This window comes from Halobacillus sp. ABH2_015, assembly GCF_056158945.1.
The window spans coordinates 1,792,057-1,807,742 of the sequence record NZ_JBSWUG010000002.1 but is presented as its reverse complement, the minus strand read 5'-3'; the positions used below and the strand labels follow the sequence as shown (position 1 = coordinate 1,807,742).

The following is a 15,686-nucleotide window of genomic DNA, read 5'->3' as shown; positions in this document are numbered from 1 at the left end:
TAAGAACCATTCTTATGGAGGAATGACAAATGAGTTTTATCATTTACTTTGCTTTGATTTTTATTATCCCTTTGTGGGCTCAGTCTAAAGTGAAGTCTACGTACAAAAAATATTCACAAGTCCCTACTTCATCGTCCATGTCAGGTGCTGAAGTAGCACGAAAAATTCTTAATGACAACGGCCTCTTTAATGTAGCTGTGGAAGAAGTCCGCGGCCATTTGACAGACCATTACGATCCGCGCTCCAAAGTGATTCGTCTTTCTTCAGACATTTATCACGGACGCTCCACAGCCGGTGCAGCAGTGGCAGCACACGAAGTGGGGCACGCCATACAGGATGCGGAGGATTATGCTTTCCTTCGTTTTCGAAGCGCCCTCGTCCCGGTAGCAAGCTTTGGTTCCAATATCTCTATCTTCCTATTGATTGGTGGTATGCTGCTTCAGATGACAGGTCTTGTCTTTGTCGGGATTGTCTTCTTCGCAGCAGCCGTGCTGTTCCAGCTGATTACACTGCCTGTGGAATTCGATGCTTCCAACCGTGCCATGGCACAGCTGGTGTCGACCGGCGTCATCCGGAATGATGAAGAACGGAAAACGAAGAAGGTCCTCAATGCTGCGGCAATGACATATGTGGCGGGTGCACTCGTTGCCCTTGCCGAACTTCTCCGCTTTGTATTCATGTTCATTGGGATGAACGAAGAGTAAAGGACAGGAAAAAAGACCTCCGGCAGCGGAGGTCTTTTTTTGTTTTCCAGGATGGTCCTAGTCAATGGGGTTTTTGTTTTCATCCAAAGTAAACCCCTCACCCATCACATCATGGACGTGGCTGACGGCTACAAACGCATGGGGATCAATCTGTTCGATGATGGTCTTTAGCCGCACAATTTCGTTTTTCGCTATAACACAATATAAAACATCCCGTTTAGAACCGGAAAACGATCCGCGGCCGTCAAGTACGGTCACACCTCGATCCATCTCCTGCATAACTTTTTGTGAGATCTCTTCGCTCTTTTCCGATATGATGGTCGTTCCACGGGCAGCGTAGGCACCTTCCTGGATGAAATCAATCACTTTCGCACCGACAAAAACCGCGACAAGCGTATACATTCCTCGGACATGTTCTAAATAAGTAATGGCAGAAATGAAAATCACGAGAGCATCAAAAACGAACATCGCCCGGCCCATACTCCAGCCAAGGTATTTGTTGATGAGTCTGGCGATGATGTCCACACCACCGGTTGTTCCGCCATATCGGAATATGATTCCTAAACCGACGCCGATAAACACCCCCGCAAACAGCGAAGCCAGTGTAAGATCATCCGAAAGATCGATGGTAATCATATACCGCTGGGACAGAGCTATAAATACGGAAACCGCGACAATTCCAATCAAGGAGTACAAGAATGTCGTACGTCCCAAAATCCGCCATCCGATAAAAAGGACGGGAATGTTCAAAACAATGTTCATCACAGCAGGATCCCAGTTGAATAAATACAGCAGTAAAAGGGTGATCCCTGTGAAGCCGCCTTCACCGAGTTCATTCTGAATATTGAAATGAACGATCCCGAACGAAAACACAGCGGACCCCAGTATAATCAGGGTTATATTTTTCACACGCAGTCCGAAAATTTTCATATGTCCACCTCCAAGGTCATCTGCACGATTATCATTATAGTTGTTTGTCGAATGAGCGGCAATATGAACAGGCAGGAGAAGGTGGAATAAACGGAAAATTTGTCAAATGAGCTCCTTTTGGCTAACATTTAGAGAGAATCCGTGAAGGAAAAGAGGGACTTATAATGGAATATACAACACAGGACATCCAAAAACGTGTCGATAACTACATATCACAATTTAAAGAGGGGTATTTCTCACCTCTCAGCCTTCAGGCAAGGCTTACAGAAGAAGTTGGAGAAATGGCAAGGGAAGTCAATCACAGATATGGGGAGAAACCTAAGAAAAAGACCGAAAAGGATAAAGCATTGGAAGAGGAGCTTGGCGATGTCATCTTTGTGCTGACTTGTTTCGCAAACTCTCTTGATATCGACCTGTCTGAGGCATTTGAGCAGTCCATGAGCAAAATAGAAACTCGGGATAAAGACCGTTGGACTAAAAAGGAGGAAGAGTAATGGAAACGATTAAGGTGATTGTAGCAGGACCTCGTGGTAAAATGGGCAGTGAAGCCTTGAATATGATACAACGGGAGCAGCACTTGAGCCTGGCCGCATGTATTGACAGGGAAAATGACGGCATGAATATCAGGGATATCCAGGGACTCCCTGACTTGGACGCTTTGATCTACACGGATGCCGAAGTCTGCCTGAATGAGGTGGAGGCGGACGTACTGATTGATCTTACGACGCCGGATAACGGGTATATCCATACGAAGCTTGCATTGAACAATGGCGTGCGTCCGGTGGTCGGCACAACGGGGTTTACGCAGGAGCAGCTTCAGGAATTGACCAGCCTTGCCGAAGAAAAACAGCTGGGTACCGTGATTGCACCGAACTTCGCTATCGGCGCCGTTTTAATGATGCAGTTTTCCAAATGGGCCGCCAAGCATTTTCCTGATGTTGAAATCATTGAAAAACATCATGACCAGAAGCTTGATGCCCCATCAGGTACAGCGGTGAAGACGGCGGAGTTGATTAAGGAAGTCCGCAATCCTCATCATCAGGGCCACAAGGATGAAAAAGAAACCCTGCAGGGCGCCCGTGGTGCTGATGAAGAGGGAATGAGAATTCATAGTATGCGTCTTCCGGGGCTCGTCGCTCACCAGGAAGTCGTCTTCGGTGGACTTGGAGAAACCCTCACAATCAAGCACGATTCCATTCACAGGGAGTCTTTCATGAGTGGAGTGAAGCTTGCTGTTGAAAAAGCTGTTGAACTGGATACGCTGGTTTATGGATTGGAACATCTACTCGATTAAAAGGGGAGTTTGACCATGAACATTGCTTTAATTGCCCACGATAAAAAGAAAGAAGATATCATTCAGTTTACAAAAAAGCATGCCGCTGTTTTTTCGAAGCATGAACTTTTCGCAACGGGAACGACAGGTATGCGGATTGCGGATGAAACTGGATTGAACGTGACTCGTTTCCAATCCGGCCCGCTCGGCGGGGATCAGCAGATCGGAGCGAGAATTGCAGACGAACAAATGCAGATGGTCATTTTCTTCAGAGACCCGCTCACTGCCCAGCCTCATGAGCCGGACATCAGCGCTCTTCTACGCCTTTGTGATGTCCACCAGATTCCAGTTGCAACGAACCTGGCAGGCGCAGAGATTATGGTAAGAGCTCTCGATCATGACGATATTGAATGGAACAGCATCATAGAAGAGAACAGAAAACAGGAGTGAACGTAGTATGGCTAAAATAGGAATCACCTGCTACCCGACTGTCGGGGGATCAGGTGTCATCGCAACAGAACTGGGTAAGCTGCTCGCTGAAAATGGGCATGAAATACATTTTGTGGCCTCACAGGTACCTTTCCGGCTGAACCGGGTGTATCCGAATATTTATTACCACGAGGTGGAGGTCAGCAGCTATCCTGTCTTTCAGCATCCACCCTATGATTTGGCATTAGCAGCAAAGATGGCGGATGTCATCAATCGTGAAGAACTGGATATTCTTCATGTGCACTATGCGATGCCGCATGCGGTCTGTGCTATTTTAGCCAAGCAGATGTGTAACCGTGATGTGAAAATTATAACGACCCTTCATGGGACGGATATTACTGTACTGGGGATCGATACGAGCCTTCAGGAAATGATCAAATTCGGTATTGAACAGTCTGACCGTGTGACCGCTGTCTCTCATAGTCTTGTGGACCAGACACAGGAAATGCTACATACAGATCGTTCCATTGATGTGATTTACAACTTCGTTGATGAACGTGAATATTACCGGAAGTCGAACCAGCACTTGAAGGACCATTACGGCATCAAAGATGAGGATGCTGTCTTGATTCACATTTCCAACTTCAGGAAGGTTAAGCGGGTGCCTGATGTGATCCGGACCTTTGCCAAAGTCCGATCGGAAAGACCTGCAAAGCTCCTTCTCGTCGGTGACGGTCCGGAGTATTCCGCCTGTTATCAGCTTGTTCAGGACCTCGGATTGGATGGGGATGTATTATTCCTTGGGAAGCAGGAGAATGTCAGTGATCTGCTTTCCATTGCTGACCTTAAGCTTCTCTTGTCCGAAAAAGAGAGCTTCGGTCTGGTTCTCCTTGAGGCGATGGCCTGCGGTGTTCCGTCCATCGGCACGAATATCGGAGGGATACCTGAAGTTATTGATCATGGTGAAACGGGTTATATAGCTGAACTGGGGAATATTGAACAGACGGCATATTTTGCCAATAAAATCCTTGCTAACACGGACCATCATCACCAAATGTCTAAACGGGCGAAAACAGTCGTGCAGGATAAATTTGCCACAGCCACCATTTTGAATGAATATGAAGAATTGTATCGGCAGGTGCTTGCTGATGAAGCATGACCCTCTTTTTGAACAAGCCTTTGAGGTGATGCAGAGAATTGAGGAAGCCGGTGGCGAAGCGTATATAGCCGGTGGTGCTGTAAGGGATCATGTAAGTGGTAGAGCGGTTGGTGATATCGATATCGCTTCATCCCTGCCTCCTTCGAAAATCCAGGAAATCTTTGAAAAGGTCATTCCTGTTGGTATCGAGCACGGCACGGTCATCGTCAGACACCGATCCATCTCCTATGAGGTGACGACCTTCCGAACAGAATCCGGATATGAGGACTACAGGCATCCCGATGAGGTGACCTTCGTCTCTGATATTCGAACAGATCTTGCCCGGCGGGATTTTACGATGAATGCTATGGCCATGGACAGACAGGGCAGGATCATTGATCCTTTTGATGGGAGAAAGGCAATAAAACATAAACAGATAATGGCTGTCGGTAATCCCTGCGACCGATTTCAGGAAGACCCTTTACGAATGATGAGGGCGGTCCGTTTTTCGAGCCAGCTTTGTTTTGAAGTGACAGGGGCCACAAAAGAGGCGCTGATAAAGCAGGCTCCACTACTCGCGAACATATCGATGGAACGAGTGGCGGAAGAGACACGAAAAACCTTCGCTGGTCAAGGCATAAAGAATGCGCTGGGGCTTCTTGAGGAAACCGGTCTGTTACATCAGCTTCCTTTTCTTAAAGAAACGGGGCTTTTTAAAAATCCTCCGCTCAGCCCTTTGAAATCGTGGCCGGAGATAGCAAACTTTCTCTGTCTTCAGGATTCTTCTTTTCCTGCATCTGCTTTTCTTAAAACATGGAAACGATCGAATCAGGAAAAAAGAGAAACGGATCAACTGATGGAAGCCATGACCCTTTATACGGACGCAGAAGATGTGACCGCATGGCTGGCCTACTGTCTTCCCGAATCATTGTACAGTTCATTTGACCGTGTCACGGAAGCGGCAGGAATGGATCGTGGCATAAAAGAACGCCTGTTGGATCAGAAGCATCACCTGCCTATCGGCCATAGAAAAGACCTTCAGTTTGAGTCGATGGACTTGATTGCCCTGCACCCGGAAAAAACGAAAGGCCCCTGGATATCAGAAACGATGAAGGCCGTGGAGCGCAATGTAGTCGAAGGGGTGCTGGAGAACGATTATGAAAAAATAAAGGAGTGGGTCATCACATGGAATCCACCCGGAAACATCTGATTGAATTATTGACGAAGCAGGAAGGTCATATTTCCGGACAGCAGTTATCTGAACAGCTGAATATATCAAGGACCGCTGTATGGAAGCATATGAATGAATTGAAAAAAGACGGCTATGAAATCGAAGCGGTTCAACGGAAAGGGTATAAAATCCAAGGGTTCCCGGACAAGATCAGCGAAAACACATTACAGTGGGGTCTTGAAACCCGGTGGATGGGACACCAGCTGTATCATTATGATCAGGTGGATTCCACACAGGAAATCGTCCATCAGATGGCCAAGCAGGGGAAACCACATGGAACCGTTGTGGTCGCCGATGAACAAGTCGGAGGAAAAGGACGCATGGCCCGTAGCTGGGACTCACCGAAAGGCAAAGGGATATGGATGAGCTTTCTGCTGAAGCCGGATCTGCCACCCGTGGAAGCGCCGCAGTTGACCCTTCTTGCAGCTACGGTTATTGCTAAAATGATTGATGAGCGCTCCGAGCTTGAGCCACAGATCAAGTGGCCGAACGATGTGTTGATCCATCACAAAAAAGTGTCGGGAATTCTTACAGAAATGCAGGCAGAACAGGATACGATCCAGTACATCGTGCTCGGCATCGGCATGAACGTCAATCAGGAGGAGGAAGACATCCCTTCTGATATCCGTTATAAAGCCTCTTCCTTTAAAACCGAGTCCGGTGTTGATTGGAACATACAAAAAACGATCCAGCATTTTCTTACATTGTTTGAATCCTCCTACGACCAGTTCATCCGTGATGGCTTCCAATCGGTCAAAGAAGACTGGGAGAAGTACGGATATAAGATCGGGGAGGACGTCACGATTTCGACGATGAAAGAGACGTGGGAAGCGACTCTTCTCGGAATCGAACCGGATGGAGCTCTGCGCGCCAGGAGAAAGACAGGGGAAGAAGAGAAATTGTATTCAGCGGAAATTCATTGGGGAGAAGGTGGATACCTTGCTTAACAAACAGCAGTTCCTTCAAATGAAACACGATCAAGAAAAAATAGCGATGGTGACAAGCTACGATTATCCTTCTGCGAAACTAGTGGAAGCAGCGGGAGCTGATATGATTTTAGTCGGCGACAGTCTTGGTATGACCGTCCTCGGTTATGAATCCACGATTCCTGTGACCGTCGAGGATATGATCCATCACGGAAAAGCGGTCAGCCGCGGGGCAGGCCAAACGTTCAAAGTTGTAGATATGCCGTTCATGTCTTATCACATTTCCACAGCTGATACACTCAGCAACGCGAAAAAGCTGTACCAGGAAACAGACGCACAGGCTTTGAAACTGGAAGGAAGCGGAGAAGTCTCTGAAACCATAGCTAAGCTTGTCAAAGCCGGCATTCCGGTTGTCGGACACATCGGACTGACGCCGCAGTCGGTCAATGTGCTCGGTGGATACAAAGTGCAGGGAAAAGACAAGGAAACCGCTGCGCGTTTACTGGATGAGGCATTGGAAATCGAAAGGGCCGGGGCGATGATGCTCGTTCTTGAATGTGTTCCTCGTCAACTGGCCTCTTTCATAACCGAAAAGCTGGCCATCCCTACCATCGGGATTGGAGCGGGAGCCGACTGTGACGGGCAGGTTCTGGTCTACCATGATCTTCTCAACTATGGAGTGGGGCGTCTTCCTAAATTTGTGAAGTCCTACACCGATGGAAATCAAGCTTTTGGGGACGGGATTACCCGCTATGTCCAAGAGGTTAAAAGCGGGGCATTTCCTGAGGAAAAACATACGTTTACAATGAATATGTCGGGTCTTCCAAAGGAGTAAGTGATTGGGAATGAAAGTATTTGGTAACATTAGAGATGTACAGCAGCATGTAAAACAGGTGAAAAAGGAAGGCCGGACCGTGGGGTTTGTTCCAACGATGGGTTACCTTCATGAAGGACATCTGAAGTTGATCGAGACCGCCCGGAGCGAAAATGACATAGTTATCCTCAGCATTTTCGTCAATCCCCTGCAGTTTGGAGCTGGAGAAGATCTGGATACATATCCCCGCGATGAAGAACGGGACAGAAACCTAGCGGAAGAACACGGCGTGGATGTTTTATTTTTCCCAACCACAGCCATGATGTATCCGGAGCCTATGTCGATTCAGCTGTCTGTCACGAAAAGGACGGATGTGCTGTGTGGAAAAAGCCGGCCCGGACACTTTGACGGGGTGGCCGCGGTTTTGACTAAATTATTCAACATCGTGATGCCCGATCAAGCGTATTTCGGGATGAAGGATGCTCAGCAGGTGGCTGTCGTTGATGCGCTGATCAACGACTTCAATTATGATATCCAACTCGTCCCTGTAGCTACAGTGCGTGAGGAAGACGGCCTTGCCAAGAGCAGTCGTAACGTTCACCTCACAGCAGGGGAAAGAGATGAGGCCCCGGCGATTCAGGAATCGCTGCAGGCAGGAAGGCGGATGGTGGAGGATGGGGAGAGGAGCCCCGCCCGAATCATAGAATCGGTTACAAAGTTTCTCGAAAGCAGAACTCGTGGTAGAATAGACTATATTGAATTACTATCTTATCCTGAATTGACATCTGTGGACGTCATAGACAGGCCTGTTATTCTGGCCGCTGCCGTTTTCTATGAAAAGGCCCGGCTGATTGATAATGTGGTTTTTGACCGGAATGGAAAGATAACAACAGGGTGAGGCACAGGGAGGAAACAAGATGTTTCGAACGATGATGAAATCAAAAATTCATCGCGCCCGTGTTACGGAAGCGAATTTAAACTATGTGGGAAGCATTACGATAGATCAGGATATTCTGGATCAGGCGGGGATTCTTCCCCACGAAAAAGTCCAGGTCGTCAACAATAATAATGGTGCCCGGCTGGAGACCTATGTGATAGCCGGAGAAAGAGGCAGTGGCGTCGTCTGCCTGAACGGAGCAGCCGCCCGTCTCGTGCAGCCGGGTGATATCGTAATCATCGTAGCCTATGCCATGCTCAGTGAGGAAGAGCTTGGGGAATTCCGTCCAAAAATTGCTCTCATGAATGAACAGAATCAGGTGGTGGAAATGATAGAGGAAGAGCCGCCTTTATCAACGCTTCCACTTTATTGAAAGCTTAAAGCATGAGAAGAGGATCTGTGCCTGTCCGTGAAGGCAGGGTCCTTCCTTTTTGTGGTGAAAGTAGGGGTAACATGACAACATTTGCAATCGTAGATTTAGAAACAACAGGAAACGCATCACCTAAAGGAGACCGGATCATTGAAATCGGAATCGTTCTAATGAATGAAGCAGGTTCTGTGATTCGTGAATTCTCTTCTTTGATCTATCCGGAAAGAGACATTCCACCTTTTATTACGTCTCTGACCGGGATTGATGAAGAGGATGTCATGGATGCGCCATTGTTTTCAGAAATAGCTGGAGACATTCATCCATTATTGAAAGATGCTTATATCGTGGCGCATAACATTGAATTTGATCTTGGTTTCCTGAATGATGAACTGCAGAGATGCGGATTTCCACGCTTACATAATCCCATCATTGATACAGTAGAACTGGCCAGGATCATGCTTCCGACTTCCTCTGCTTTTAAACTCGGACATCTGGCTGAAAAGCTGGACATGGGCCATGACCGCCCGCATAGAGCGCTCTCAGATGCCCAGGTGACTGCTGATTTGCTGCAGTATCTGCTGAAACAGATGCAGGCCCTTCCGGAAAGGACACTATCCCAGCTACTGAAAATCGAGGCAAAACTGAAAAGTGACCTGAGGTCCTTTTTCGAGTCTGCGGTAGAGGAAGCGAGGTATCGGAATCAAAAAGACACCGATATCGAAATTTTGTACGGTATAGCTGTCCGGAGCCGCCGCCCGGATGAGGTGCGTTCCGCTTCTTCCTCAATCTTTCCACCTTTTGAGCAGTGGAACAAAGAGGTATATGAAGGGGAGAACGGTCTGAAATCAATGGTTCCGGAATATGAAATCCGGAAGGGACAGCAGGAAATGACCTCCCATGTCCACAAGGCTCTGGAAGAGAACCGTCACGCTGTGATCGAAGCAGGGGCCGGTACCGGGAAGTCCGCCGCCTACCTTCTTCCTGCGGTCTATCATGCGGTGAAAAATGATGAGCGTATTTTAATAACGACACATACCAACAGCCTGCAGAAACAGCTTCTGGAAGAAGAAATTCCGAAAATTGAACGTATGTTTCCAAGACCAATCCGTGCCGTTTTATACAAAGGTAAAGGTCATTACATCAGTTTGATTCACTTTCAATATGAGCTTGAGCGCAGCTATCAGGATAATTATGATACAGCTCTGACGAAAGCTATGCTTCTCGTCTGGCTCACTAAAACACGAACCGGTGATATTGATGAAGTTCAGCTTCCTTCGAACGGCCGTCAATTCTGGCATAAGGTTTCAGCCGAGCAGTCCTCTAAAACGGAACAGCTCGGGTATACGGATGATTCCTTTTTCCAGTGGGCGTTGAGAAGAGCGGAAGAGGCTGATATCATCATTACAAACCATGCTCTGTTCTGTCTGGATATCATCAAAGAAGAAACATCCCTGCCTTCCTATGATCGTGCCGTTGTGGATGAGGCCCATCACCTGGAAGCCGTAGCCGGAAGGTATTTCGGCCTGCGGATGAACTACAGGGATCTCCAGAGGTATTTAACGCAGACGACGGAACTTGCCCAGAAAAGTCTGTATAAGGGATGGCCTGTCCCGCAGTCCTTTTACAGTCACCTGAACAAACTCCAAAAGGCCGTGGATGAAGCTAAGGAAGAACTCAGCCAGTTTTCCAGGTACATTTACCAGCATGTGAAAAAGCAAAGAAATTCAAACAGAGGCAGAAGTGATGTAGGGCGGACACAGATGACTCTGGAAAAAGAACGGTCCGCTTCGTTCATGCAGAGTGCGAAGGAAATGTCGAACCGCTTTTTGTCTGCGGTGTTTGTCATAACCGAGCAGTTGACGTCCATGCAGAATGAACTGCAGATTCTTCTTACATTAAAAGAAGACCATGGCATTCCTATCCTTCTTTCGAGAATCCACACGCAAAAGGAAGTCTGTCTGGATATCCGGCATCAGTTGATCAACTATTTTGATAGTCAGGATGAAGAGAGTGTCCGCTGGATTGAAATTGAAGGGGAAGGGGCAGCCAATTCGATTTACTTGTACAGCGAACCATTGAACACTCCCGGCATTTTGAAGGAACGGTTGTTCAATCAGAAGAAGAGCGTCGTACTGACCAGTGCCACGCTTACAACCGGAGATTCTTTCAAGTACATCCGTGAATCGCTGGGTCTTGGAGATGAACCTGATGTCATCGAGACGTCGATTCCTTCTCCATATCCTTTCCACGAACAGGTGCAGCTGTTGGTACCGGATGACTTTCCTGATATTAAAAACGATCCCGATACATTTATTGAAGCTTTGAGTGAAGCGATTTATTCAACAGCACATGTCACAAACGGACGGATGATGGTGCTCTTCACTTCTTATGATATGCTCCGCCGGACATACAGTCTCTTAAAGGAATTCATAGACCCTGAAGAATTTATGATTTTTGCACAAGGGATTTCGAGCGGAAGCAGAGACCGTTTGAAAAAGAATTTCCAGGCATTCGATCAGGCCATCCTTCTCGGGACGAGTTCCTTCTGGGAAGGTGTGGATATTCCAGGGGATGACTTGTCTTGTCTCATGATGGTGCGGCTGCCTTTCGCACCCCCGGATCAACCTGTGCAGAAGTCGATCGATCAACGTCTGAAGCAGGAAGGGAAAAACGCGTTTATGGAAAAGTCCCTTCCGCAGGCAATCATCCGATTTAAACAGGGGTTCGGGCGGCTGATTAGAAGCAGCAGTGACCGAGGCGTTGTCATCGTGTGTGATCAGCGTCTGATGGAATCGAAGTATGGGAAGTATTTCTTATCATCCCTTCCTGATATACCGGTCGTTTATGATTCGACAAAAAAACTAATGGACCGGATTGAAAACTGGCTGTAACCGATACCCTGGTGCGGAAAGAGCTGTTATAATTACAATCGGGCACAGGCCTGGTAAAGGGAGGAAGAAACGATGGAAAACAAAATAGAAACGTTATCTACAGTTAAAATTAAAAAGACAGATGACCTCTATAAAGTGGTAGACACATTGAATCGCACATTGAAAGAAGATAACCTAATGTTTGGAATGGCGCTGGATGATGACGATGCTGAAACCGCAGTCTTCACCATATACCGTACCTAAGTGGGTCAAATGGGGCGGCGGAATTCTCGCTGGACTTGTTCTTCTTTTACTTATTTTTTTCATCTGGATGTATACACAAATTAATCAGGACAGAACCGCAGGGCATGAACAGGCCGCAGCTTTTGCCTTGCAGAAAACGAATATGACGGCCGTGGATCAGGTTGAAACGTACAACGGGGAAACAGAAGTGTTCGTCGTAAAAGGGGAAGCGTCAGACGGAGAAGCCTCGCTCGTTTTCATCAATGAAGCAGTCGACACGGTTTTGACCGATGTGAATCAAGCTGAAGTTCTCTCAGAAGAACAACTGATCAGCCGGTGGTCCTCGAATTGTCCGGACTGCCGTTTCAAGGATGTCTCCTACGGATACGAAGAGGAACAGCCTGTCTATGAGCTCGTTTATACTGATGAGCAGGGCAGATATGTACTTGATTATTTTACATTAAGTGGAGAATCCTTTGATCAGAGGTTTGCGTTCCGACAAAACAATTAAGGAGTGAGGTTCATGAAGTTAGCAGAACGTGTACAATCATTAACACCATCCACTACATTAGCGATTACAGCCAAGGCGAAAGCGTTGAAGGCAGAAGGACACGATGTCATCGGACTTGGAGCGGGAGAACCGGACTTCAATACGCCTTCTTATATTCTGGACGCTGCAAAAAAAGCCATGGATGATGGATTGACCAAATACACACCAGCGGGTGGAATTCCTGAATTGAAAGTAAGCATCACCGATAAATTGAAGCGCGATCAGGCGCTGACGTATTCCAACGAACAAATCATTGTAACAACAGGAGCCAAACACGCCCTGTTTACGCTCTTCCAGGTTATTTTGAATCCAGGGGACGAAGTGATCGTTCCTGCTCCTTACTGGGTGAGCTATCCGGAACAAATCAAACTGGCACAGGGGAATCCGGTCATTGTGCCGGCTGAAGAAGCCAATCACTTTAAATTGACTCCAGAGCAGTTGAGAGCGTCCATTACCGATCAAACCAAAGCGGTGATTATCAATTCACCGAGCAATCCGACAGGTATGATGTATTCTGAAGAGGAACTGAAAGCTCTTGGAGAAATCTGTCTTGAACACGGGTTGTTAATCGTGTCGGATGAAATTTATGAAAAATTGATTTATACCGAAGAAAAGCATGTTTCCATTGCGCAGCTATCTGATGAGTTATACAATCAGACAGTGATCATCAATGGGGTATCCAAATCCCATTCTATGACAGGATGGAGAATCGGATTCGCAGCGGGTCCAAAAGAGATTATAAAAGGAATGACCAATATGGCTTCCCATTCCACATCAAATCCAACTTCTATTGCCCAGTATGCGGCACTTGCCGCCTATAAAGGCTCAGAAGAAAAAGTAGTGGAAATGAAAAAAGCATTCAAGGAAAGGCTGGACGTTCTTCATGAGCTCCTTCTGGAGATTCCTGGAGTGAAATGTGCCAAACCTTCCGGTGCCTTCTACTTGTTCCCGAACGTTCAGGAGACCGCTTCCCTATGCGGATTTTCATCTGTTGACGACATGGTGAAAGCACTATTGGATGAAGAAAAAGTCGCTCTGGTTCCCGGATCCGGTTTTGGAAGTCCTGAGAACGTAAGGCTTTCTTATGCAACCTCCCTGGAGCAGCTGGAGGAAGCAGCCGGACGGATCAAGCGGTTCGTCGAGAAACATCAATCATAAAGCAGTGTTGGAGGTATTCGTGTGAAAACAACGATTTCAGAAGCAGCTAAACAAATTGGAAAAGAAGTCACCATTGGTGGCTGGTTAAGTAATAAGCGGTCCAGCGGAAAGATCGCCTTCCTGCAGCTCCGTGACGGTACAGGATTCATGCAGGGGATCGTCGTTAAAGCGGACATCGGCGAAGAAAAGTTCCAGGAGGCCAAAGGACTTACCCAGGAAACCTCTCTTTATGTGACCGGTGTCATTGCAGAGGATACAAGGTCCCCCCTCGGCTATGAAATGCAGGTGACAGGGTTTGAAGTAATTCAGGAAGCGGTCGACTACCCGATTACGCCAAAGGAACACGGAACAGAATTTCTTATGGATCACCGCCACCTGTGGCTCCGTTCCAAGCGTCAGCATGCGGTTATGAAAGTGCGGAACGAAATTATCCGTGCAACGTATGAATTTTTCAATACGAACGGCTATGCAAAAATTGATCCACCAATCCTCACCGGTTCCTCAGCAGAAGGATCCACGGAACTGTTCCATACGAAGTATTTCGAAGAGGATGCCTATCTCTCTCAAAGTGGACAGCTTTATATGGAAGCGGCAGCGATGGCATTCGGACGCGTTTTCAGTTTTGGACCAACGTTCCGTGCGGAAAAATCTAAAACACGTCGTCACTTGATTGAGTTTTGGATGATTGAGCCGGAGATGGCCTTTATGGATCACGAGGACAGCCTGGAAGTTCAGGAACAGTATGTCAGCCATGTGGTCCAGTCAGTATTGGACAACTGCAGAATCGAGCTCGATACACTCGGCCGTGACACAGAAAAACTGGAAAAAATCAAGGCACCGTTCCCTAGAATCAGCTACGATGATGCCGTGACGCTGTTGAAGGAAAAAGGATTTGATGACATTGAGTGGGGAGAAGACTTCGGTGCACCGCATGAAACGGCTATTGCCGAAGCTTATGACAAACCGGTGTTCATCACCAATTACCCGGCAGAAATCAAAGCATTTTACATGAAGCCGGATCCGGAACGTCCGGAAGTAGTATTATGCGCAGACATGATCGCTCCTGAAGGGTATGGCGAAATCATCGGTGGATCCCAGCGTATTGATGATCTTGAGCTGATGAAACAGCGTTATGAAGAACACGGCCTTTCCGGAGATGCCTATAAATGGTACCTGCAGCTTCGTGAGTATGGCAGCGTGCCTCACTCAGGTTTTGGACTGGGCTTAGAACGGACAGTCGCCTGGATCGCAGGTGTCGAACACGTGCGTGAAACGATTCCATTCCCACGTCTGCTTAACCGCCTGTATCCATGATAAAATAGACGGCAGAGAAAAACACCGATGTTCAGCCTACGGCTTATCGGTGTTTTTCATTCCATGAGCAAGTATAGGAACGGAGGAATTCATTTGGGAAAATACCAAAGCTTTCAAGACATCCTTGATAACCAAATAGTCGTTCCCAAACAGCTGCTGATGCATTATCACCAGTTGAATATGGATGAAACCGAATTGGTTGTCCTGCTGCAGATTCACAGGTTCGGAACAGAAGGAAATGATTTTCCGACACCTGAACAAATCGCAGAGCATTTATCTATCACAAGCCAGGACTGTTCAAAAGTTCTGCGCAGCCTTATTCAAAAACGATTGATGACCATTGAGCAGAACCATAACGAACATCAGGTCCTCAATGAGCGTTATTCTCTTGAACCATTATGGGAGAAACTGTTCACCGTGAACAAGGCGCGTCCGCAAAAGGAAACGAATTATGATGATAACATCTTTCCATTATTTGAACAGGAATTCGGCAGACCTTTGTCACCATTTGAGATTGAAACGATCAACATCTGGCTGGATGAGGAAGAACAGTCGCCAGCTTTAATTAAAGCTGCTTTAAGAGAAGCTGTATTGATGAGCAAGCTTAATTTCAAATACATCGACCGTATCCTGAGGGAATGGAAGAAAAAAGGGATCCGCACGGTGGAGCAGGCCAGAGAGCAGGGGAAACAGTTCCGTCAGGGCCAGCCCGCTCAGCGGACACAGAATCAGGAAAGAAAAAAGAGGGATATTTCTCTCTATTACAACTGGCTGGAGGAGGATTCATAAAAAAAGGCTC

Annotated in this window: 17 protein-coding genes; 16 read left to right on the top strand and 1 reads right to left on the bottom strand. The window is 47.2% G+C overall.

Translation table 11 applies throughout. The features are described 5' to 3' along the window. Positions 1-29: 29 nt before the first annotated feature. On the top strand, positions 30-704 hold the full coding sequence (locus ACXAD6_RS09585) for a zinc metallopeptidase (protein WP_474968681.1): 675 nt from the start codon (positions 30-32) through the stop codon (positions 702-704). A 57-nt stretch (positions 705-761) separates the two neighbouring features. On the opposite strand, the gene ACXAD6_RS09580 is transcribed toward ACXAD6_RS09585, so the two are convergent. Beyond that, positions 762-1,634, bottom strand: coding sequence for a YitT family protein (locus tag ACXAD6_RS09580; protein ID WP_474968680.1), 873 nt, complete (start codon positions 1,632-1,634; stop codon positions 762-764). 164 nt (positions 1,635-1,798) lie between these two features. Here ACXAD6_RS09580 and ACXAD6_RS09575 point away from each other — a divergent pair, with 164 nt between their 5' ends. The 15 genes from ACXAD6_RS09575 (at position 1,799) to ACXAD6_RS09505 (ending at position 15,676) form a co-directional block, all read left to right on the top strand. Continuing rightward, on the top strand, positions 1,799-2,128 hold the full coding sequence (locus tag ACXAD6_RS09575) for a nucleotide pyrophosphohydrolase (RefSeq protein WP_035531332.1): 330 nt from the start codon (positions 1,799-1,801) through the stop codon (positions 2,126-2,128). Beyond that, a complete protein-coding gene (gene dapB, locus ACXAD6_RS09570) occupies positions 2,128-2,928 on the top strand; it encodes a 4-hydroxy-tetrahydrodipicolinate reductase (RefSeq protein ID WP_474968679.1) in 801 nt (266 codons plus the stop codon). The genes ACXAD6_RS09575 and dapB overlap by 1 nt, the downstream gene beginning before the upstream one ends. A gap of 15 nt (positions 2,929-2,943) precedes the next feature. Further along, the gene (gene mgsA, locus ACXAD6_RS09565) at positions 2,944-3,357 is read left to right on the top strand and encodes a methylglyoxal synthase (RefSeq protein ID WP_474968678.1); all 414 of its coding nucleotides are present in this window, start codon (positions 2,944-2,946) and stop codon (positions 3,355-3,357) included. Positions 3,358-3,364: 7 nt separating this feature from the next. Continuing rightward, the gene (gene bshA, locus ACXAD6_RS09560; protein WP_474968677.1) at positions 3,365-4,495 is read left to right on the top strand and encodes an N-acetyl-alpha-D-glucosaminyl L-malate synthase BshA; all 1,131 of its coding nucleotides are present in this window, start codon (positions 3,365-3,367) and stop codon (positions 4,493-4,495) included. Further along, complete coding sequence (locus ACXAD6_RS09555; protein ID WP_474968676.1) at positions 4,485-5,684, top strand: CCA tRNA nucleotidyltransferase; 1,200 nt, start codon at positions 4,485-4,487, stop codon at positions 5,682-5,684. Before bshA ends, ACXAD6_RS09555 begins: the two co-directional genes overlap by 11 nt. Beyond that, on the top strand, positions 5,660-6,652 hold the full coding sequence (locus ACXAD6_RS09550; RefSeq protein ID WP_474968675.1) for a biotin--[acetyl-CoA-carboxylase] ligase: 993 nt from the start codon (positions 5,660-5,662) through the stop codon (positions 6,650-6,652). Before ACXAD6_RS09555 ends, ACXAD6_RS09550 begins: the two co-directional genes overlap by 25 nt. Further along, entirely contained in the window at positions 6,645-7,466 is an 822-nt protein-coding gene (panB, locus tag ACXAD6_RS09545; RefSeq protein ID WP_474968674.1) for a 3-methyl-2-oxobutanoate hydroxymethyltransferase, read from the top strand. Before ACXAD6_RS09550 ends, panB begins: the two co-directional genes overlap by 8 nt. Before the next feature lie 10 nt (positions 7,467-7,476). Further along, on the top strand, positions 7,477-8,343 hold the full coding sequence (gene panC, locus ACXAD6_RS09540; RefSeq protein WP_474968673.1) for a pantoate--beta-alanine ligase: 867 nt from the start codon (positions 7,477-7,479) through the stop codon (positions 8,341-8,343). 19 nt (positions 8,344-8,362) lie between these two features. Next, positions 8,363-8,755, top strand: a complete 393-nt coding sequence (gene panD, locus ACXAD6_RS09535) for an aspartate 1-decarboxylase (protein ID WP_474968672.1) — start codon at positions 8,363-8,365, stop codon at positions 8,753-8,755. An 80-nt stretch (positions 8,756-8,835) separates the two neighbouring features. Beyond that, complete coding sequence (gene dinG, locus ACXAD6_RS09530; RefSeq protein ID WP_474968671.1) at positions 8,836-11,643, top strand: ATP-dependent DNA helicase DinG; 2,808 nt, start codon at positions 8,836-8,838, stop codon at positions 11,641-11,643. Between the two features lie 72 nt (positions 11,644-11,715). Next, complete coding sequence (locus ACXAD6_RS09525; protein ID WP_084163023.1) at positions 11,716-11,886, top strand: YpmA family protein; 171 nt, start codon at positions 11,716-11,718, stop codon at positions 11,884-11,886. Between the two features lie 67 nt (positions 11,887-11,953). After that, the gene (locus tag ACXAD6_RS09520) at positions 11,954-12,376 is read left to right on the top strand and encodes a cell wall elongation regulator TseB-like domain-containing protein (RefSeq protein WP_474968670.1); all 423 of its coding nucleotides are present in this window, start codon (positions 11,954-11,956) and stop codon (positions 12,374-12,376) included. Between the two features lie 12 nt (positions 12,377-12,388). Then, positions 12,389-13,573, top strand: coding sequence for a pyridoxal phosphate-dependent aminotransferase (locus ACXAD6_RS09515; RefSeq protein WP_474968669.1), 1,185 nt, complete (start codon positions 12,389-12,391; stop codon positions 13,571-13,573). A 21-nt stretch (positions 13,574-13,594) separates the two neighbouring features. After that, on the top strand, positions 13,595-14,887 hold the full coding sequence (gene asnS, locus ACXAD6_RS09510) for an asparagine--tRNA ligase (protein ID WP_474968668.1): 1,293 nt from the start codon (positions 13,595-13,597) through the stop codon (positions 14,885-14,887). 93 nt (positions 14,888-14,980) lie between these two features. Continuing rightward, positions 14,981-15,676 carry a DnaD domain-containing protein gene (locus ACXAD6_RS09505; RefSeq protein ID WP_474968667.1) on the top strand — a complete coding sequence of 232 codons (696 nt, stop codon included), beginning with the start codon at positions 14,981-14,983 and terminating at the stop codon, positions 15,674-15,676. Positions 15,677-15,686: the final 10 nt, after the last annotated feature.

Excerpts from the sequence above, each read along its gene's own strand:
- ACXAD6_RS09585 (WP_474968681.1), top strand. The coding sequence starts at position 30 with ATGAGTTTTATCATTTACTTTGCTTTGATTTTTATTATCCCTTTGTGG.
- ACXAD6_RS09580 (WP_474968680.1), bottom strand. The coding sequence starts at position 1,634 with ATGAAAATTTTCGGACTGCGTGTGAAAAATATAACCCTGATTATACTG.
- ACXAD6_RS09575 (WP_035531332.1), top strand. The coding sequence starts at position 1,799 with ATGGAATATACAACACAGGACATCCAAAAACGTGTCGATAACTACATA.
- dapB (WP_474968679.1), top strand. The coding sequence starts at position 2,128 with ATGGAAACGATTAAGGTGATTGTAGCAGGACCTCGTGGTAAAATGGGC.
- mgsA (WP_474968678.1), top strand. The coding sequence starts at position 2,944 with ATGAACATTGCTTTAATTGCCCACGATAAAAAGAAAGAAGATATCATT.
- bshA (WP_474968677.1), top strand. The coding sequence starts at position 3,365 with ATGGCTAAAATAGGAATCACCTGCTACCCGACTGTCGGGGGATCAGGT.
- ACXAD6_RS09555 (WP_474968676.1), top strand. The coding sequence starts at position 4,485 with ATGAAGCATGACCCTCTTTTTGAACAAGCCTTTGAGGTGATGCAGAGA.
- ACXAD6_RS09550 (WP_474968675.1), top strand. The coding sequence starts at position 5,660 with ATGGAATCCACCCGGAAACATCTGATTGAATTATTGACGAAGCAGGAA.
- panC (WP_474968673.1), top strand. The coding sequence starts at position 7,477 with ATGAAAGTATTTGGTAACATTAGAGATGTACAGCAGCATGTAAAACAG.
- panD (WP_474968672.1), top strand. The coding sequence starts at position 8,363 with ATGTTTCGAACGATGATGAAATCAAAAATTCATCGCGCCCGTGTTACG.
- dinG (WP_474968671.1), top strand. The coding sequence starts at position 8,836 with ATGACAACATTTGCAATCGTAGATTTAGAAACAACAGGAAACGCATCA.
- ACXAD6_RS09525 (WP_084163023.1), top strand. The coding sequence starts at position 11,716 with ATGGAAAACAAAATAGAAACGTTATCTACAGTTAAAATTAAAAAGACA.
- ACXAD6_RS09520 (WP_474968670.1), top strand. The coding sequence starts at position 11,954 with ATGTATACACAAATTAATCAGGACAGAACCGCAGGGCATGAACAGGCC.
- ACXAD6_RS09515 (WP_474968669.1), top strand. The coding sequence starts at position 12,389 with ATGAAGTTAGCAGAACGTGTACAATCATTAACACCATCCACTACATTA.